The organism is Pseudoalteromonas sp. NJ631 (assembly GCF_000276645.1).
Taxonomy (GTDB): domain Bacteria; phylum Pseudomonadota; class Gammaproteobacteria; order Enterobacterales; family Alteromonadaceae; genus Pseudoalteromonas; species Pseudoalteromonas piscicida.
The window spans coordinates 358,125-376,948 of the sequence record NZ_AKXJ01000001.1 but is presented as its reverse complement, the minus strand read 5'-3'; the positions used below and the strand labels follow the sequence as shown (position 1 = coordinate 376,948).

Below are 18,824 nucleotides of genomic sequence, written 5' to 3'. Positions count from 1 at the left end.
ATTGCTTTAGCTATCTTAACATCGCATCTAGTTCGTCAATGATTTCACTCCAATCAGCGTCTTCTTTCAATGATTCTTCAATAAAGTGACGCTGTCCTTCATTCCAAAATGGTGCTTGGCTTAACAGCATATCATCAGGAAGGCGGTGTTGTTTGACAAACCCTTCAATCGCCTTGGGATTGTTGTCGAGCCCTAGTTGGGCAAATAAAGTACTCATAGTGTGGCGACTAGTATCCATTTCGTTCTCCCTCGTTTGCTTGAATTTTACTCACTAACTATAGTAAAGGTGGTTGTAAAACCTTTAGCAAGTCATCATCGATAAAAACCATAATGACTAATGCGAGGATAAATATACCTGTCCACGACTGAATAAATTGTGACTTGTATCAATATCTATCACAAGCGAGTAGCCGTAAATTATTGGAGTACACAGAAAAATTCTGAGGTTTTGATATTAGGTAGTATTTCGGCATGATTATCAGAAGCTTGGGGAAATAACAATAAGGAACCGTGATGTCAGTAGAAACTTCTCAACATGAATTAATAGTTAGATATTTAAACCCAGAAGATATCAATGTAGCCGCGAGTGTGTTGTATCAGGCTTACCACGATGATCCGCTACTCAAGCAGGTATTGGAGGCAAAACAAGAAGCAATTTTTGAAAAAAAACTCAGAGCCTTAATACGAGAAGAGTTGTCGGCATTTGGCCAAACGGGTCAGCCTATGGTGGGGTTATATCATCAAGATAGATTGGTCGCGGTAGCATGCGTTATTGCGAATGGCGATGAATTGGACGCAAATCGGCAGTGGCATTGGCGATTACGACTCATGATGAGTGCGGGATATTTGCAAACGCAGCAGCTTATTGATAAAGAAAAGTCGATTAGACAAGCGTTGCAAACGCAGGAGCCGTGTCACTTTTTATCCCTAATTGCCGTTGACCCACATGTTCAAGGTCTTGGCTATGGTCACTATTTACTCACCGCGCTGGATGATTTAATTGCACAAAGTGAAGAAACGAAAGGGATGGCAGTATTTATTACTAAGCCAGAACACGCGCAGTTTTTTGCGGGTCACGGTTATCAAGTTTTACAAAAAATGGCGTTTAGCTCTGTAGAAGGCACATTGTTATTTAAGAGCAAATAGCAACAATGGAAATTACCCTGTGAGATATCTCCTACGAGAATGTGGGTTAAGGCGCTTTGTAGTACCGAATTTGTAGTGTTATTTTTGCTTATCTTTTTGTTTTTAAATGAATTGTTCTACTTTTCTTTTAAATGACAGCAAAAAGATTGTTCCTAGCTATCTAACAAAAATACTCAATCCCCGTAAACTTAACAATGTAAGGAAACACAAGAGCAGGAGCTCAGCGTCAAAGGATAAGGAATTTGACAACAAGAGAAGGATGTATTGCATAAGGCAAGGAAGATCAGGAACTCGAGGAAGCGAGTGTGAAGCGGAGCTTCACTAGGGATAAGGAGACACATGGAGTGTCAAGGAGCGCGGGAAGCGTAGTGGAGCAAGGAAGAGTAAATAGGGATGAGCAAGGCTCTAGGATGAAGGAGCGCAATCTGGATGATTGCGAAGTGGATGGGTTACACTGGACGTAACAATGTATAGGGAGCACATAGGGAATATGTGAAGCGGAGCCAAGTTGGCATAGGAGCGCGGGAAGCGAAGTGGAGGCCAAGGGGGCTAAAATGGAGATGCACTGGAAGTGCTAATGGATGACACAAGGATGGGATTCGGGTAGGTCGGAGTACATACCCGTTCAGGGGAAGAAGAATTGGCGGATTGCTTTTGGGTTGTAAAGCAGAGGGATTGGATACCTCTTGGGATAATCGTCAGGATTGAGGCGCAGCAGACAGGCTAGCGCCTTAGTTTTTTGTGGCGTTTGTAAATTTGATATTTATTTTCCTAGTAACTTAGTTGAAGTTTTCAAAACTTTCCGCTTGCAGTTTCATTGTTACCTTTCGATCTCATTGCTAGATTATTTTACTCTCATTTTAGTCTTATTTTTTAGTGCACGGTGTTGGCGTAATAGCTAAGGAAAAAGAAATGGAATGGTATTTAACAGTATTAAAAAGATATTCCGATTTTAGTGGACGTTCAAGACGCAAAGAATACTGGATGTTTATATTGATAAATGCGTTGATAGGCTTTGCAATTGGGATTGTCGATGGGCTTTTCGGAACCCTTATTTTGACAGGTATCTATTATTTGACAGTTCTAGTACCGACGGTTGCCGTATCTATTCGTCGTCTTCACGATACTGGACGCTCGGGCTGGTGGCTGCTTGTGAGCTTTGTGCCTATTGTCGGTTTATTAGTGATGATATATTTCACCACCATGGATAGTGAGGTTGGTGAAAACGACTACGGACCAAGCGTCAAAGGATATGTTTAAAATAGTCGTACTATAAATTCAGAGCAGGCACTTGTATTCATATGAATTTAAGTGCCTACTTTCGCACTTACCGAATTAACTTGCGATTTTATAAGTGGGCAATTCTTTTTTGACTAATCGTTCATTTTCTAAGTAAAGCTTACCTTGATAGGCTGACTCGCCATCTGAACTAAACTCAAACATAAATTGGCTTTTTATTCCAAGCTTACCGTCCTTTAATACCCCGAAACGGCGCTTAATACAGGCAACACTTAACAGTTGCACTTGCAAATTTTCAGCTTGATGCTGTGCATGCCTATTTGCTGCTTCTGCGATCTGGCGACTATACCAAAATAGCGCGATAACAGATGAAACGATGATAAAAAGCCAAAGCGTTGTCATTTAAGAAAATAACCTTCCAATTGCACGAGACAGAGTTTCACTGCGATTTTCTGCTCTAATAATCCCTAAAACATGTGGGCGTAACATAGGTATTGCAACTAAGTCTGCGAAAATACTGCTGAAAAGTCCATCGATTTGATTATTCTCAGCGGCTTTTTCCATATAGGAAAAGAGTCTTTGCTGGTCAGTTAGAGTCTCCCAAGCACGCCCTGCAATAGTGAGTAAGCAATCTGCATCTGATCCCAATTCGGATGCTAAAATGGTGTCTACTGCTTGTGTGATGAGACCAAGCGCGTGACTTCCCGACATCGCACGCAAGTTGGTGACTGCGGCGTCCTTATCTTGCTGTTGGCATGCATGGGTTAAAGCGGCTAAAAAGTCTTCGGTTTGTGATGTTGAGATCGTAACGTGCTCAAGCATTGCGGCTAATGGGGTCTTAACTTCTGCTGGCAAAACTGACCACGCCTGTTGCAGGTTGTTCGCGTTATGACAGTGGTCTAGACGAAGGGCAAAGTCAGCAATACCTTGTAGCGCTATTTCTTGCCAGCGCTCGAACCCAAGTTTGCCAGAAAAGTAGAGTTCGGCGTGCTCGTAATATTGAGAAGCTGGGCGATTAAGCTCACGCTTTAATAGCGCATTGAACGCAGCGAGTTTGTTCGCATTTGGCGTGAAGACATAAGGGTTGTTATCAAGTTTCCCTTGAGCGGACTCACCCGTAAGTTGTGTACCTAATGCTTCGAGTACCATGGAGGCAAAGTGGTCACGACTGGCGATAATGAGCTTACTTTGCTCATCCAGTGGAAATTTTAAAAACCAAACATAAGGATCAACTGTTGCCTCATTATCCCAAAATTGAATTGCCATGATGGCATAACCACCAAGCGGATAAGGATAAGGGACTTGAGTATTCTCAATTTGCGCAAACTGCTTCTTATCTATTTTTGTGATACGTCGACCCAGATCATAGACTCGCCACTGCGTACCGGCGTTTGTTAGTAATTCACCTAAAGTTGAAATTTGCGCTGTCATGAATGCTCTATATGTTACTTATATTTTCAATAGCGGCAATTATAGCTACTTTTAGGTGCGCTGATAAGCCTATGAAAAAGGTGCACTTGAGAGAATTGGCTAGCTCCTAAATAATGCAAATTGCTATAATGTAAAAAATTGAGAAAAAGAGACAGAACCGATGAACTCGGAATTATTGATTCAATTAGATGAACTTGAGACTTGTTTAAAAGCAACTGGTCTTTGGCAAGACGAGCCAATTTCGGCTAAGGCACTTACCTCTACGGAGCCATTTTGCTGCGATACCATGACCTTCGCGCAGTGGTTGCAATTTGTATTCTTGGGCAAAATGCGAACAATGGTAGAAAGTGGTGAAGCATTACCGGAAAATATGGCGATTGCGCCAATGGCTGAAATGGTGCTGAGTGAGCACCTTTATTTTAATGCGGTTCATCAGTGCTTAAAAAACCTTGATAATACAATTGCAAAGAGCGCGTAATGCTTGAGATCTTATATCAAGATGCGCATTATGTTGCGATAAATAAGCCGTCAGGGTTATTGGTTCATCGCTCATTTTTGGATAAGCGAGAAACACAATTTGCGATGCAAATGCTGCGTGATCAACTCGGTCAACATGTTTTCCCCGTTCACCGTTTAGATAGACCGACGTCAGGCGTGCTGCTGTTTGCGCTAAGCTCTGAGGCCGCGCGAGACATGAATGAAGTCTTTATTAGCGGTAATATTCAAAAACGCTATTTAGCGCTTGTTCGCGGGTTTGCTCCTGAATCTAGATTCGTTGACAGACCACTCAAGGAAGAACTTGATAAAATCGCTGATAAGTTTGCCTGTCAGGATAAAGCTCCGCAGGAAGCGCAAACACAGATAAATTGTTTATTGCAGGGTAGCCTGCCAATTCCTTTTGGTAAGTATCCAAGTATCCGCTACTCATTGGTGGAGTGCTTTCCTAAAACGGGTAGAAAACACCAAATCAGGCGCCACCTCAACTATTTAGCACATCCGATTATTGGTGATGTCAATCACGGTGATAATAAACACAACCACTTTTTTGTCGATCATTTTGGTTTACGTCGGTTGATGTTATTTGCAACTAAATTGGAATTTGTACATCCTTATACCAACACTACGATTTCAATTACTGCGGATTTGGGAGAAGAAGCATTGGCTGTCTTCGCTCAGCTCGGCTGGTCAGACAACGAGAAGGATTATAAATAATGGCAAAAGTTTCCATTTTTGTGGGAAGTATGTACGGCAATGCTGAAAACTTGGCAAACGACAGTGCTGAGTTTTTGAATAAATCGGGTCATGAGGCAAGTGTTATTGAACCAGCTTCCATCGCTGATGTAACGCAAGCTGAAAACATTTTATTTATTTCCTCTACCACCGGCTCTGGTGATATTCCAGATAACTTGTTGCCTTTATTTTTGCAAATGCAAAGCGAATTTCCAATGCTAACGGGCAAGAAAGTAGCAGTCATCGCATTGGGAGATTCTAGTTATGGCGATACTTATTGTGGTGCTGGAAAGCAAATTGATGCCCTGATTGAAGAGCTGAACGCCACTCGAGCACAACCGCGCTTAGACATCGATGCCTGTGAATATTTTGAGCCTTGGGAGCCTGCTGAGCCTTGGCTTCAAGCATTGGCAAAAAACCTATAGGTTTTATCTTCTGTTCAAGTATTACCTTCCATTTTACGCGGCTTAATAGGTCGCGTTTTTTATGCAAAGAAAGATGTGGGTTATCATTTTTGTAACATCTTGTATGCATGTTTACATTTCCATTTCATTGTGTGACAGTAGTGTTGATTGTGTAAAAATCAATCACACTTAGAATTCATAAATAATGAAAAGGAAAAAATAATGATTAAACCAATTCTATTTGCTGTTTCTGCAATCTTTGCCACCGCTATGTCTGCCGACGCAACTGCATACGAGGAAATTTACCTTGAATGTTACAAAAATGGTGAGTTGTTATGGGCTGACTCGTTTACTGATTATCGGGATGCGGATAACGCATCGAGAATTTGCAGGAGGATTGGTGGTACGCCAATAATGTATTAACGATATCAGTTCTTTATGAAATTTTCTTTAATAAGTATTGAAGTCTAACCAAATTTTTGGGTTTAAATCAGCTGTAAGTAACATTGAAAAACTGTGTATTTAAACGATAGTGTTGTCGTAATTTTTAAGGAAAAGTGAGTCAAAAGTGCTGCTTTAATATGTAAAAATCCAATATCATCACTGATATTGGATTTTTATTTTTAAACCCTATTTCTTAGTGCTAAACACGTTTAGTCTGAACTTTCAGTTTTAACTTTTGACCTGGCTGGAGATACTTCTGCCCAGTCAGGTTATTCCATTTGACGATTTCATTCACGCTAACGTTAAATTTAGTCGCGATACGTGCCAGTGAGTCGCCTTTACGCACTTTATAAGTGATTGTGCGCTCAGTGTTGACGAGTACGGTTTGAGCCGCTGCTTTTTCATCTTTAAAGACAGTAAGTTTTTGTCCAAGGCGCAAAACGGCATTGGTTTTTAACTTATTCCAGCTAGCTAATTGCTTAACGGTAACATCATATTCGCGGCTGATATCCCACAATGTATCGCCTGACTTTACCGTGTGGCTGAGCTTTTTCTTGGTTACTTTGTTGGCGGCAAGGCGCACTTCTGGGGGTAAATGCTCACTTTGCAATTCGCCATCACTTAGTGGCACCAATAGCTTCTGGCCAACACGGATCATATTGCCATCGATGCTATTAAGTGAGCGAATGGCGCCGATACTAGTATTAAATTTAGTCGCAACGACCGACAGGCTATCTCCTTTTTGCACTGTATAATATTGCCAACGCAGTCGATCTTTTACTTCAGTTTTAGCTAATTTCTCTTGAAAAGCATCAACCTTTTCCATGGGTAATAATAACTGGTGTGGACCATCTGGATCGGTGGCCCAACGATTAAAACCTGGATTGAGGCGATAGAGTTCAGTTAAAGATATATCAGCCATTTCAGCGGCAAGTGCTAAATCAATTTGTGACCCTACCTCAACTATATCAACAACTTGGGCATTGATGATAGGTTGCCACGCGACCTTAAACTCATCTGAGCGTTTTAAGAGGTCGGATAAGGCAAGTAATTTAGGCACATACGCGGTGGTTTCACGAGGTAAATCGAGAGACCAAAAATCGGTAGGCAAATGCTTTTTACGATTTTTCCGGATTGCATTGAGCAATCGGCCTTCACCTGAGTTGTAAGCGGCAATTGCGTTTAACCAATCGCCCTCCAGCGTTTTATGGAGATAGGTGAGATAATCAAGTGCCGCTTGCGTTGATGCGATAATATCGCGACGACCGTCATACCACCAATTTTGTTTAAGGTTAAAGCGTTCACCAGTTTGTGGCATAAACTGCCAAATACCGGAAGCGGTGCGGTGTGAGTAACCAAATGGATCGAATGCGCTTTCCACAATAGGTAACAACGCGATTTCTACCGGCATATTGCGCTTCTCTACTTCTTCAACAATATAGTAGAGGTAAGGTTCTGCGCGTTTTGCGATACGGTCTAAATAGGCTTGGTGACGTTGATAGTAATTACGTTCGGCGACAACCGGTCTATTTTGTGGCACTTCGATAGATAACTGATAACGGATCCGCTCCCAAACGTCGTCAAATACAGGCACAGCATCTTCATCTTCGTCTTGCCATGAGGTACTGAGTGTTTGAGAGATATCATAAGGGCTCGCGTGATCTAAGTTGGCCTGCTTCACTTGTTCAGTTGCAGTTTCCAATGGGGTTTCTTGTGTGATTTCACAACCACTTAATATTGCTGTTGATGCAACAATAAAGGCGAGCTTTTTCATAAATGCGTTCTTTTGCTTGGGGGTTCGGACAAAAACTCGGCAATATTACCGAGTTTGTATCAGCATTTAAAGCTTCTTTATTATTTTATTTCGACTTCCTAAAAATCGTTAGATATGCCTATCCTTGGCGGTATTGCAAAGAAAATGGATAATTTATTCAATACTTCCCATGTAAGTGCGCCAAAAAAGCGTCATTTTGGCGTTACATTAGGTCACTATTGAATATTTTAGAAGTTATCCTTCCATTTTCTCAGCGCACCAAAGCGAGCTTCTGGTGTATTTTCTGACGCGATAAATTGCAGTGGAACATGGGTGAGAATGGCTTCATTTGCGGCACGTACAAAAGGATTGATTGCTTTTTGCTGTTCAATTGTTGTCGGTACTGTACGCTCGTTATTGGCTCGTAATGACTTTGCTTGTTGGTGATACTGGGTTAGTGCTTGGTTAGTAGGCTCAACAGCCTCAGCGAAAGCAAGGTTCGCGAGCGTGTACTCGTGCGTGCAATACACTTTACATGTGTCAGGTAGGGTGAGTAGTTTTTCAAAGGAGTGCCACATTTGGCTTGGTGTTCCCTCAAAAAGTCTGCCGCAACCAGCGTTGAATAAGGTATCACCGGTAAAGGCCAGCTCATCATTTACATAACAGATATGGTCTAACGTATGTCCAGGGGTGGCAATAATGTTCAGCGTGGTATCAAAAAGTGTGATCTTATCGTGTTCACTAAGGCCATGAGTAATGCCTTTATATTTACCATTTTTAGGTCCGTACACTGTTAAGCTGGGAAAATGTGATAAAAGCGGGGCAATGCCATCAGTGTGATCCCAATGGTGATGGGTGACTAATATGCCTTGGAGTGTTAAATCAAACTTGGCGAGGTAATCTAAAACAGGTTGTTCGTCACCGGGGTCAACCACCCAACAGTTTGAACTTAGAGGGTCTTTTATCACCCAGATATAATTGTCATCAAATGCTTTGATTGCATCGACTTGCACCATAACGCAATGCTCTATAAAGTGATTAATAACACTAGTATAACGAGCTTAGTAAATGAAACCAGCGTTAAGTTTTTTACAAGGACCCAAACCCGATGAGTGGCAAGACTTTCCTCACGGTGAATATTTAAAAGTAGGGATCCAAAAACGACTGGATGAATGGCTGCCAAGAATGTTTGGTTACCATATGCTAAAACTCGGCTGTTTGAGCGGTCAAATGAATACCTCTGCCAGCCCGATTAAGCATCAAGTTTGTGTTGCCCCACAAGGCAAACATGTTGGGGTATTTGCTGAAATTGACGAGCTACCTTTTTACGAAAACTCAGTCGATGCTTGTATTTTAAGCCAGTGTTTAGAATATCATTCTGATCCGCATCATATTCTACGCGAAGCCCATCGCACGCTTATTCCCGGTGGTTATATTGTGATCTCAGGTTTTAATCCGTTTAGTTTATGTGGCGTGGCGCAAATGCTTCCCTTTAGTAAAGAAAAATTACCTTGGTCAGGGCGCTTCTTTACTCCATCGCGGGTGAAGGATTGGCTAGATTTACTCGGGTTTGAGATTGTTGGTGACGAGCGCTTTATTTATGCGTCTTTAGCGCGAGGCTCGAGGCTTTCTCGTTTTGCGCCATGGCGCCGCTTTTGTCGTCATTACTTAAAGCCGATGGGAAGCGTGTATATGTTGGTGGCAAGAAAGCGGGTGATGCCGCTCACTCCAATCAAACCCAAGTGGCATGTAAAGCCTAAGTGGACACCCGCTGTGAAAGGGGCTGGACTCAGGCAAACCTGCCAAGATAAAGAATAACGAGTATTATTACTTAAGATAAATCTTAAGGGAGCTGTTATTTGTTATTGAATGATCCCTTAGTTAGACGCTGGCTTCGTAGCCTTCATCTATAAGTAGGTTTGAACCTGAAGCCGCTTCACGCGCTAAATCATCAACAAGCTCATTGTATTTATTTCCAGCGTGGCCTTTTACCCAGCGCCATTGGATCGTGTGTCGGCTGGTGGCAGCGTCCAGTCTTTGCCATAAATCGACATTTTTTACCGGTTGTTTGGCTGCGGTTTTCCAATTGCGCTTTTTCCAATTTTCAAGCCAAGACTCAATGCCTTGCTTAACATATTGGCTGTCGGTATAGAGAATGATATCGCAGGGGCGCTTTAATGTTTCGAGTGCAACAATGGCTGCAAGCATTTCCATTCTATTATTGGTTGTGAGTTTATACCCTGCACTCATTTCTTTTTCATGTCCTTGATAGGAAAGGTAAACACCATAACCACCTGGACCTGGGTTGCCTAAACACGAGCCATCGGTATAAATCTCTACGGTTTTTTGCACTGAATTGCCTATTTTTATGTAAAATGTGCGAATAGGGCAAAATAATAGCAAAGTTAAGCGGGTAACGATATGCACACACGGCAAATAGTACTGGATACAGAAACCACAGGTATTGATCCTAAAGCAGGGCACAGGATCATTGAAATTGGTTGTGTTGAGCTGGTCAATCGCAGACTAACGGGGAATAACTTCCACGTATATATTAACCCTCAGCGCGACATTGAAGAAGAAGCCATTGATGTTCACGGTATCACCAACGAATTTTTACGTGATAAACCTTTTTTCCATCAAATTGCGCAAGAGTTTTTTGACTATATTAAAGGAGCTGAGCTTGTCATTCATAACGCGCCGTTCGACGTCGGCTTTATGGATCACGAGTTTGCTAAGTTAAACCAAGGCTTTCCTGCTACACATGACTATTGCCAAGTGCTAGATACTTTGGTGATGGCAAGGGATCTTCATCCGGGCCAAAAGAACAGCCTAGATGCGCTTTGCCGTCGCTATGATATCGATAACTCAAAGCGTACGCTGCACGGCGCTTTACTGGATTCTGAGATCCTTGCTGATGTTTACCTGTCGATGACGGGAGGCCAAAAAAAGCTGAATTTGGCTAATCAAAATAAAGGTGAACAGGCTAATTCAGCCGGTGGCATTATTCGTTTAGACAGTAATCGCCCTGCACTTAAAGTTTTACGTGCTTCTGCCGATGAAGAACAAGCACATACAGAACGTTTAGAGCTTGTAAACAAAGCTTGTGGACAAAGTCTGTGGCAACAATAATGAATATAATCGGTATCGTTGGGGTGGAGTAGACGCTTAATTAGGGACTTTATCCCAAAAAAGATCGCTCAGGCCATCAACGCAATGTAAGGTTAATGCATGAATCTAAAACAGCTTATCTTGGGGTTTGTACTGCTAGTAAGTACGGTTGTTGGCGCTCAAACACCACAGATAACGATGTTGCAGCGGGACGGTAAGGTAAATGAAATCCCTCTTTTAGATAACCGTTTTCGCATTGATTATAATATTGAAGAGATCACTTTACTGTTTTTTCGTGCACCAGGCGCTCCCGCCGTGGTACTTGTGAAGCCTGATGGTAGTAAATATTATGCGACCAGTTCGCTAGATAATGATGCACTGCAATGGTACGACGAAGTCAGTTATGACTTGATCATTCTAAAGAACCCAACGCCAGGCCCTTGGCAAGTCATCGGACAGATCCAAAAAAGCAGCCGCATAATGGTGCTTGGTGACATTGAGCTCGAAGTTGAGGCTTTGCCCCCGCTATTATTCCGTGGTGAAGTGCTGAAGGTAACAGGGCGTGTGACTAATGATGGCAAACAGATAGATGTGGGTTACTTCAGGGATGTCGTGACTTTGTATGTGGAGTTTTCTAGTACCAATAACGATGAATATGCCAACTTTGGTGCAGGTACGCAAAGCGTGACCGACTTTAAAGATGATGGCCGAGAGTTTGATGAAAGACCCTTGGATGGAATTTTTACTGGTGAGTTTAAGTTAAACTTTCCAGCGGGAGAGTGGCAGCCTGAATTCTTCATTGAAACGCCCATTTTAAAAAGAAGAGTGATCAAATCACCTATTGTTATCGCTGAGCCGCCATTCAACTTTGAATTGATGCTAGCGGGTGAAAACGAGCTTGAACATGGCCTTACTATTACGATAGACGACACGGTTGTGAAACCTGAGACCATATTGCTACAGGGTAAAATTTTCTACCCCAATGGTGAAGAGCAGATGTTTACTTTAGATGCAGAAGAGCGGCTTTATCGTCAGCTGCCAATCAAGAATTATGATTGGGGGCGTTATAGTGTAGAAATCTCCGCATTTGGTGAAAATATCAATGGCCGTGAGTTTATGGCAACACTGCCAAATTACAATTTTGAAATTGAAAGACCCATTGAAAAAGTGCCTGAATTGGAAGCCGCTGCGTTACCGGCAGTGGAACAACCTGAGCCAGAACCAGAGCCGACTATAAGTACAGCGCTATTGGTCAGTATTATTGTTGCTGGTAACTTAGTTGTATTATTGCTCGGTTGGTTAGCCATTCGTATTTTGGTGCAAAAAAAGCCAATTAGACTAAAAATACCAATGCCAAAGAATCCATTTAAGAAAACCGAAGAAGTCATTGATCTTGATGATTTAGGACCATCTGAAAATAACGCAGCAGGGAATGGTTCAAAAAATGACAAATCAGGTGATATTTTGAACCTTTCAATGAAAGATAACTAAAAAACACGGTTTTTTTTCAAAAAACGGTTGACTCATGAGGGGGTCATTCGTATTATTCACGCCGCTGTCAGGGAGCACACCTTACAGCAAACACTGCAAGAATATGACGCGGAGTGGTAGTTCAGTTGGTTAGAATACCGGCCTGTCACGCCGGGGGTCGCGGGTTCGAGTCCCGTCCACTCCGCCAAATTTCTTCGTAGTATCAATAAGTCGCGCTGGAGTGGTAGTTCAGTTGGTTAGAATACCGGCCTGTCACGCCGGGGGTCGCGGGTTCGAGTCCCGTCCACTCCGCCAATACTTATTACAAACGTGCATTTGCTTCTTATGGAGTGGTAGTTCAGTTGGTTAGAATACCGGCCTGTCACGCCGGGGGTCGCGGGTTCGAGTCCCGTCCACTCCGCCAACACTTCGAAGCAAAAAATGCGAATACTCAGTGGAGTGGTAGTTCAGTTGGTTAGAATACCGGCCTGTCACGCCGGGGGTCGCGGGTTCGAGTCCCGTCCACTCCGCCAATGTATCGCATAACTATATTCAAGCTTTATGACAGCTTGTTTACTCGCTGGAGTGGTAGTTCAGTTGGTTAGAATACCGGCCTGTCACGCCGGGGGTCGCGGGTTCGAGTCCCGTCCACTCCGCCAACACTAAAACGAGTAAAATAATGTCATTAAGATATCTCTGCGGAGTGGTAGTTCAGTTGGTTAGAATACCGGCCTGTCACGCCGGGGGTCGCGGGTTCGAGTCCCGTCCACTCCGCCATTTAAGATATCTTGCAAATCTATCACTGCGGAGTGGTAGTTCAGTTGGTTAGAATACCGGCCTGTCACGCCGGGGGTCGCGGGTTCGAGTCCCGTCCACTCCGCCAGTTTGCAATCTCTCTTCTTAGCAAGCTTCCTTGATAAAAAATAAAAAATAAAAAATCAAAAATCAAAAATCAAAAATCAAATAGCTCATTTGCTTTAGTCTTTCCTTTGTCATCACTATCAAGTAACTTATTTTTCAACATAAGCTTATAATAATGTCGTTATAACTTTGCCAGTTGCAGCGAAGTGGTAGTTCAGTTGGTTAGCTGTTGCCTAAGTGGGTAGCACTCATCGAGGCCAAAAGACGATTATCTACGCGCCACACTCATTGTTTTACGTCTCAGTTCTTGTCGCCTTTTACACAAATACACTTTGTAGATCTCATTTCTCCTAAGCAAAACACGATTAACTTAAAGCGCAAACTATGGTTATTTTTAACTCGCCTCTTTTCTAGCGATCTACTTGCGATCTGTCTTTATTTAAATATACTGTATATATAAACAGTATATGGTGGTGTATGGCAAATTATATAGATCTTCTTGAGCGTAAAAACTTGCTTTGGCGTGGGCGTGGACAGGCTGTGCAGCATGATGTCGTCAGTACTCGCTTTGCTGCACTTGATGATGTGCTGTGTGGCGGTTGGCCGCAACAAGGTGTGATTGGTGTAAAAACTGCAATGGGAATAGGGGAGTTAAGGTTGATATTGCCCCATTTTGTGGATGATAACCGTTTGAAGATATTAATTAATCCTCCAGGGCAAATACATGCCGCGGCATTGCATTATCTATCGTTAGATCTGAGTGAATTTATGATATTGCAGCCACCAAGTGAAAAAGAAGCGCTGTGGGCTGCGGAACAATGTGTAAAAAGTGGTGCGTGTAGTGCGCTTGTACTTTGGCACGAAGCGCTTTCTATTGCTGCTGTAAAGCGTTTGCAGTTAGGTGCACAGGCGGGAAGTTGTAGGTTATTTGCTTTATATCAAGCGCAGTACGCCCAGACTTTACCATTTACACTTTCAGTGGCATTACAAGCACAGCACAGCGGCTTGGGTGTGATAGTAAAGAAGCACAAAGGGCACTTTGCACATCGCAGTCTTAAACTAGAGAATCCCCACTATTGGCCAGAGCTTGAAAAGCCAGATCTACCTCATGTTAGCGATAATATAGTTGCGTTTTCAGGCTATGAGCGGCGTTTAACGAGCTAGTTATGTGGTTATATCTCTATTTTCCTATGCTGCAACTAGAGGGAATGACAAAGCAAACGGTTTCCGGTGATTTTGTGACACCCGTTGTTATTATTGATGGCCGCAAAAACCAGATAGTGCAGCTAAATGATGCAGCGCAGCAGCGAGGTATAAAAATAGGAATGGGCCTTGGGACTGCTTGTGCATTGTGTACACAGCTTCATGTTTTGCCCTACGACGACCTTCTAGAAAGACAGCAGCTATTAGAAATTGCCAATATGCTTTATCAAGTAAGTGCAGATATTGTAATCGATGAACCTAATGGCCTTGTGCTTAAAGTCGATTCTATGCTGTCGCTCTATCATGATTTGCCAAGTTACTGGCAAGTAATATCTGGACAATTAGCGCAGCTTGACAAGAGTTATTATTACGGCATGGGTGAGTCCACAATAATGGCTAAACTCTTGGCGCGAGAGCATTGCAATGTGCTTGTGTTAACGCCTTGCCAAAAGCGTCATTACTTGAGGAGGATAGGGCTAACACGTACAAGTCTAGACAGTCGGGTGGTTGAGCTGCTTGCTCGCACCGGAGTTAAAAACGTGGCGCAGTTAGAGCAGTTTGCATTCAGTGAGCTGGCTAAACGTTTTGATACTGAACTCGTACATTATGTAGGCTGCTTGTTTGGAAAACTAAAGGAAACCCTTAACTATTACCAACCTGCGGAAACCTTTGAGCTTACTGTACCTTTACTTTACGAAGTCGAAGTAATGGCTTGGTTAGAAAAGCCAATCGAGCATTTGCTATCGCGTTTAGCATTATTCCTACAGCAACGTAACTTAGTAACTCGAACGCTTTATTTTACCTTAGCACTTCGAGATAAAGAGGCTTTAGAGATCACATTAAATAGCGTGGAGCCTGAATATAAGGCGGAAAATTGGCAGCGTTTGTTAAACCTCAAGCTAGAATCCATAACCTTAGATGCGCCCGTACAAAGTGTTTCACTCAAAGCTGATGCACTAGAGACGCAGCATGCCATAATAAAAGATCTCTTCTCAACGCAGCAAAGTGCGATGTCTGCGCAAGAGTTGCGGGCTATTCTATGTGCTAAGCTCGGTGAGCAGGCTGTGCAAGGTTTACAACTTACAGGCGATCCTCGTCCTGAAAAGGCCAGCACTTATAGCCACGAGCCACATTTCACGACACTCAAGAGTAAATTAAGACCTACCATTTTATTTCCGAAGCCACAGCCTTTATGTGAAAGAGTCAATGTTATTTCTGGTCCAGAACGTATTGCTTCAGGGTGGTGGGACGGTGAGCCAGTCCAGCGAGACTATTTTATTGTACAAAATGAACAAGCACAGCGGTTATGGGTATTTCGAGAGCAAAATAATCATTGGTATATTCATGGAGTATTTAGCTAATGTCTTATGCCGAGCTTTTTTGTCAGAGCAACTTTTCATTTTTGACTGGCGCATCGCGACCAGAAGAGTTGGTCAAACAAGCAAATTTTTTAGGTTATAGCGCAATAGCAATTACTGACGAATGCTCTTTGGCTGGCATTGTCCGTGCTCATGCTTATATTCGTGATCATAAGCTCAAGATAAAACTCATAGTTGGAAGTTTGCTGAAGTACAACAATATTGAATTGGTTGCTATTTGTCCTTGCCAGCTCGCTTATACAGAGTTATGTCGAGTGATCAGTAATGCTCGCCAGCGAACGGAGAAGGGACAATATCAGCTTAGTGAGTGGGATATTATGTCGCTTAAGCATGTCTTATTGTTGTGGTTGCCAAAGGGGAACAGTCAAGATGTTCAAGCATTGCAATGGCTGTGTAAATATCACCAAAATAGAGTATGGATTGGCTACCGACGTAACTTGAGTGCAGAAGATGTACATTACTTTACCCATTGTGTAAAACTGTCAAAAGCTTATCAAATACCTGTCTGCGCTGTTGGTGGGGTGCTTATGCACTGCCCGTCTAGACTAGCGCTACAGCACACACTGACAGCCATTCGACAGAATCGTGTGATAAGCGAGATCCCTGAGAAAATGATTAGTAATAGCGAGTCGGCACTGAGATCTATCTCTAAGCTTAATAAGTTGTTCTCACCTACCTTTCTTGAAGAAAGTGCCAATATCGCGAAGCGATGTGTATTTAATTTAGACTCATTGCATTATCAGTATCCTCAGGAGTTAGTGCCTAAAGGCTTTACTCCAATGGCTTATTTACGCGCGTTGGTCGAAAAGGGTAAACAAGTTCGCTTTCCTGATGGCGTGCCGCCAGATATAGAAGCCATTATTGATAAAGAGCTCTCGCTTATCGAAGCGCTTGATTATCCGTTTTTCTTTATCACTATTCATGACATTGTGATGTATGCAAAACAGCATCAAATCTTATATCAAGGGCGAGGCTCAGCCGCTAACTCTGTGGTCTGCTATTGCTTAGAGATAACCGCAGTTGACCCTCGGCAAGTGGGCGTATTGTTCGAGCGTTTTATTAGTAAAGAGCGTAATGAGCCACCCGATATAGATGTAGATTTTGAACACCAACGTCGTGAAGAGGTGATCCAATATATCTACAAAAAATATGGCCGTAAACGCGCAGCATTAGCAGCAACGGTGATCACGTATCGTTTAAAAAGTGCCATGCGTGATGTTGGCAAAGCCTTAGGCATTGAAATGGCGCAAATAGAGTACTTTATTAAGCATCTCAACCGACGTGATAAAGGACTTAACTGGCAGGCCCAATTAGTGGAGCTAGGGTTAGAGCCAAACTCATTAAAAGGTCAGCACTTTATTCAGTTGGTTAATGACATTATGGGGTTTCCAAGGCATTTATCGCAGCATGTTGGTGGTTTTGTTATCTCAGAAAGTCCATTACATGAATTAGTGCCCGTAGAAAATGCAGCTATGCCAGAGCGCACAATTATTCAATGGGATAAAGATGACCTTGAAACCCTTAAGTTACTCAAAGTCGATATCTTGGCCTTGGGTATGCTAAGCGCTATCCGTAAGTGTTTTGGCTATATTGCAGCGCATACGAAGCGAAACCTGGATCTTGCCCAATTGACTCGTATGCAAGACGACCCTTTGGTCTATAAGATGTTGCAAAAAGGGGATAGTGTTGGCGTGTTTCAAGTAGAGTCTCGCGCGCAAATGAGTATGTTGCCAAGGCTGAAACCCGCGAATTACTACGACTTAGTGATCCAAATAGCAATTGTACGTCCCGGCCCTATTCAAGGGGATATGGTGCATCCATTTTTAAAGCGACGGGATGGTGAAGAGCAAGTGACTTATCCATCAGAAGCGGTTAAATCTGTATTAGAGAGGACCATGGGGGTTCCTATTTTCCAAGAACAAGTGATAAAACTGGCTATGGTTGCAGCTGGATTTACTGGAGGAGAAGCAGATAGCCTACGCCGAGCTATGGCGTCATGGAAGAAAACCGGAGAGCTGATGCAGTTTAGAGAAAAGCTTATTCGAGGCATGCTGGAGCGGGGCTATGAAGCACAATTTGCTGAGCGGATTTTTGAGCAGATTTGTGGCTTTGGTGAATATGGTTTTCCTGAAAGTCACTCAGCTTCTTTTGCTGTGTTGGCTTATGCCTCTGCGTGGTTGAAATACTACTACCCAGCAATGTTTTATACCGCTCTACTTAATAGTTTACCAATGGGGTTTTATTCGGCTTCACAGCTGTTGCAAGATGCATCAAGGCATAAGGTTAGCATTTTACCTATTTGTGTTAACCAGTCCAATTACGAACATCAAGTCGTACAAGAGCCAAGACAAACAACGTTTGCGATCCGTTTAGGACTTCGGCTTATAAAAGGGTTAAGTGAAGAAGAAGCACTGCAATTATTACAATGCAGACCTCAAGAAGGGTTTGGTAAAATCGTGCAGTTACAACAAGCTGGTATTACCAACAGTACTATTGAAAAGTTGATTTCTGCGGATGCTTTACATCACTTTGTGGATAGCCGTTATGCTGCTAGGTGGTCGCTTGCAGATCAAAGTAAAACCTTGCCACTATTCAGCGATATTGAAGAGAAAGAGTTGCAATATAGTCACTTTAGCGCCACAGAGTTTGAAAACTTACAGGAAGATTATAATAGCACTAAGGTTTCCTTACGCACTCACCCAATCAAGCAACTTGAGCAAGCTAAGCTTATAGCCCGAACGGTTAAGGCCAATGAACTGCTTTATCGACCGCATAAATCGTTAGTAACAGTGATAGGGCTAGTAACAGGAAAGCAAGCCCCAGGTACCGCAAAAGGCGTGACCTTTTTTACTTTGGAAGACGAAACAGGCAACATCAATGTAATTGTGTGGTCTGGTACTGCTCGAGCACAAAAGCAAGCCTATATGGGCGCTCAGCTATTAGAAATAAAAGGCATAGTAGAGAAGGAAGGGGAAGTGGTACATGTTATTGCTGGTAGATTAATCGATAGAAGTGAGTTACTAGCAGCGATGACAATTAAGGCTCGCGCTTTTCATTAATTTTACTACGACAGAGCCGAAGTTCGTTGATTCATGGTGATATTGTGTAGCTCTAGATTATTTTTAATGGTTAACTAAGGGTTTTAACCTTTTG

Annotated in this window: 18 protein-coding genes and 7 tRNA genes; 19 read left to right on the top strand and 6 right to left on the bottom strand. The window is 42.7% G+C overall.

Going from position 1 to position 18,824, the window contains the following annotated elements:
• Positions 1-10: 10 nt before the first annotated feature.
• Positions 11-238 carry a DUF2789 domain-containing protein gene (locus tag A587_RS0101845; RefSeq protein WP_010370914.1) on the bottom strand — a complete coding sequence of 76 codons (228 nt, stop codon included), beginning with the start codon at positions 236-238 and terminating at the stop codon, positions 11-13.
• Positions 239-513: 275 nt separating this feature from the next.
• On the opposite strand from A587_RS0101845, the gene A587_RS0101840 reads away from it, so the two are divergent.
• Positions 514-1,146, top strand: a complete 633-nt coding sequence (locus tag A587_RS0101840; RefSeq protein WP_017216204.1) for an N-acetyltransferase — start codon at positions 514-516, stop codon at positions 1,144-1,146.
• A gap of 912 nt (positions 1,147-2,058) precedes the next feature.
• Entirely contained in the window at positions 2,059-2,406 is a 348-nt protein-coding gene (locus A587_RS0101830; RefSeq protein ID WP_017216202.1) for a DUF805 domain-containing protein, read from the top strand.
• Between the two features lie 75 nt (positions 2,407-2,481).
• On the opposite strand, the gene A587_RS0101825 is transcribed toward A587_RS0101830, so the two are convergent.
• Both A587_RS0101825 and A587_RS0101820 read right to left on the bottom strand, forming a co-directional pair.
• Positions 2,482-2,787: a DUF3301 domain-containing protein gene (locus A587_RS0101825; protein WP_017216201.1), complete on the bottom strand. Its 306-nt coding sequence runs from the start codon at positions 2,785-2,787 to the stop codon at positions 2,482-2,484.
• The gene (locus A587_RS0101820; protein WP_017216200.1) at positions 2,788-3,816 is read right to left on the bottom strand and encodes a DUF3549 family protein; all 1,029 of its coding nucleotides are present in this window, start codon (positions 3,814-3,816) and stop codon (positions 2,788-2,790) included.
• A 160-nt stretch (positions 3,817-3,976) separates the two neighbouring features.
• Between A587_RS0101820 and A587_RS0101815 the strand changes: the two genes are divergently transcribed.
• From A587_RS0101815 to A587_RS0101800, 4 genes are all read left to right on the top strand, one after another.
• On the top strand, positions 3,977-4,294 hold the full coding sequence (locus tag A587_RS0101815) for a YqcC family protein (RefSeq protein ID WP_010370929.1): 318 nt from the start codon (positions 3,977-3,979) through the stop codon (positions 4,292-4,294).
• Positions 4,294-5,028 (top strand): tRNA pseudouridine(65) synthase TruC, encoded by a 735-nt coding sequence (truC, locus tag A587_RS0101810; protein ID WP_017216199.1) that lies wholly within the window; start codon positions 4,294-4,296, stop codon positions 5,026-5,028. Before A587_RS0101815 ends, truC begins: the two co-directional genes overlap by 1 nt.
• The gene (locus tag A587_RS0101805; RefSeq protein ID WP_017216198.1) at positions 5,028-5,471 is read left to right on the top strand and encodes a flavodoxin; all 444 of its coding nucleotides are present in this window, start codon (positions 5,028-5,030) and stop codon (positions 5,469-5,471) included. The genes truC and A587_RS0101805 overlap by 1 nt, the downstream gene beginning before the upstream one ends.
• Positions 5,472-5,672: 201 nt before the next feature.
• Positions 5,673-5,873, top strand: a complete 201-nt coding sequence (locus A587_RS0101800; RefSeq protein ID WP_010370935.1) for a hypothetical protein — start codon at positions 5,673-5,675, stop codon at positions 5,871-5,873.
• A 220-nt stretch (positions 5,874-6,093) separates the two neighbouring features.
• Here the strand turns inward: A587_RS0101800 and A587_RS0101795 are convergent, their stop codons facing one another.
• On the bottom strand, positions 6,094-7,668 hold the full coding sequence (locus A587_RS0101795; protein ID WP_017216197.1) for a lytic transglycosylase: 1,575 nt from the start codon (positions 7,666-7,668) through the stop codon (positions 6,094-6,096).
• A gap of 227 nt (positions 7,669-7,895) precedes the next feature.
• Positions 7,896-8,663, bottom strand: a complete 768-nt coding sequence (gloB, locus tag A587_RS0101790; protein ID WP_017216196.1) for a hydroxyacylglutathione hydrolase — start codon at positions 8,661-8,663, stop codon at positions 7,896-7,898.
• A gap of 52 nt (positions 8,664-8,715) precedes the next feature.
• Between gloB and A587_RS0101785 the strand changes: the two genes are divergently transcribed.
• The gene (locus tag A587_RS0101785; protein ID WP_010370946.1) at positions 8,716-9,465 is read left to right on the top strand and encodes a class I SAM-dependent methyltransferase; all 750 of its coding nucleotides are present in this window, start codon (positions 8,716-8,718) and stop codon (positions 9,463-9,465) included.
• Positions 9,466-9,528: 63 nt separating this feature from the next.
• Here A587_RS0101785 and rnhA read toward each other — a convergent pair whose 3' ends face one another.
• Positions 9,529-9,999: a ribonuclease HI gene (gene rnhA, locus A587_RS0101780; protein ID WP_010370948.1), complete on the bottom strand. Its 471-nt coding sequence runs from the start codon at positions 9,997-9,999 to the stop codon at positions 9,529-9,531.
• A gap of 69 nt (positions 10,000-10,068) precedes the next feature.
• Here rnhA and dnaQ point away from each other — a divergent pair, with 69 nt between their 5' ends.
• The 12 genes from dnaQ to A587_RS0101720 all read left to right on the top strand — a co-directional run bounded on the left by dnaQ (position 10,069) and on the right by A587_RS0101720 (position 18,730).
• The gene (gene dnaQ, locus A587_RS0101775) at positions 10,069-10,779 is read left to right on the top strand and encodes a DNA polymerase III subunit epsilon (RefSeq protein WP_017216195.1); all 711 of its coding nucleotides are present in this window, start codon (positions 10,069-10,071) and stop codon (positions 10,777-10,779) included.
• Positions 10,780-10,878: 99 nt separating this feature from the next.
• A complete protein-coding gene (locus A587_RS0101770) occupies positions 10,879-12,249 on the top strand; it encodes a TIGR03503 family protein (protein WP_017216194.1) in 1,371 nt (456 codons plus the stop codon).
• Between the two features lie 110 nt (positions 12,250-12,359).
• Positions 12,360-12,436: transfer RNA gene (locus A587_RS0101765), tRNA-Asp, on the top strand.
• Between the two features lie 30 nt (positions 12,437-12,466).
• Positions 12,467-12,543 (top strand) — tRNA-Asp (locus A587_RS0101760).
• A 32-nt stretch (positions 12,544-12,575) separates the two neighbouring features.
• Positions 12,576-12,652, top strand: a tRNA-Asp gene (locus A587_RS0101755).
• Between the two features lie 32 nt (positions 12,653-12,684).
• Positions 12,685-12,761, top strand: a tRNA-Asp gene (locus A587_RS0101750).
• Positions 12,762-12,810: 49 nt separating this feature from the next.
• Positions 12,811-12,887 (top strand) — tRNA-Asp (locus A587_RS0101745).
• A gap of 41 nt (positions 12,888-12,928) precedes the next feature.
• Positions 12,929-13,005, top strand: a tRNA-Asp gene (locus tag A587_RS0101740).
• A gap of 29 nt (positions 13,006-13,034) precedes the next feature.
• Positions 13,035-13,111, top strand: a tRNA-Asp gene (locus A587_RS0101735).
• A gap of 455 nt (positions 13,112-13,566) precedes the next feature.
• Positions 13,567-14,253, top strand: a complete 687-nt coding sequence (imuA, locus tag A587_RS0101730; protein ID WP_017216193.1) for a translesion DNA synthesis-associated protein ImuA — start codon at positions 13,567-13,569, stop codon at positions 14,251-14,253.
• 2 nt (positions 14,254-14,255) lie between these two features.
• Positions 14,256-15,653, top strand: coding sequence for a Y-family DNA polymerase (locus A587_RS0101725; protein ID WP_017216192.1), 1,398 nt, complete (start codon positions 14,256-14,258; stop codon positions 15,651-15,653).
• A complete protein-coding gene (locus A587_RS0101720; protein ID WP_017216191.1) occupies positions 15,653-18,730 on the top strand; it encodes an error-prone DNA polymerase in 3,078 nt (1,025 codons plus the stop codon). The genes A587_RS0101725 and A587_RS0101720 overlap by 1 nt, the downstream gene beginning before the upstream one ends.
• The last annotated feature ends 94 nt before the right edge of the window (positions 18,731-18,824 follow it).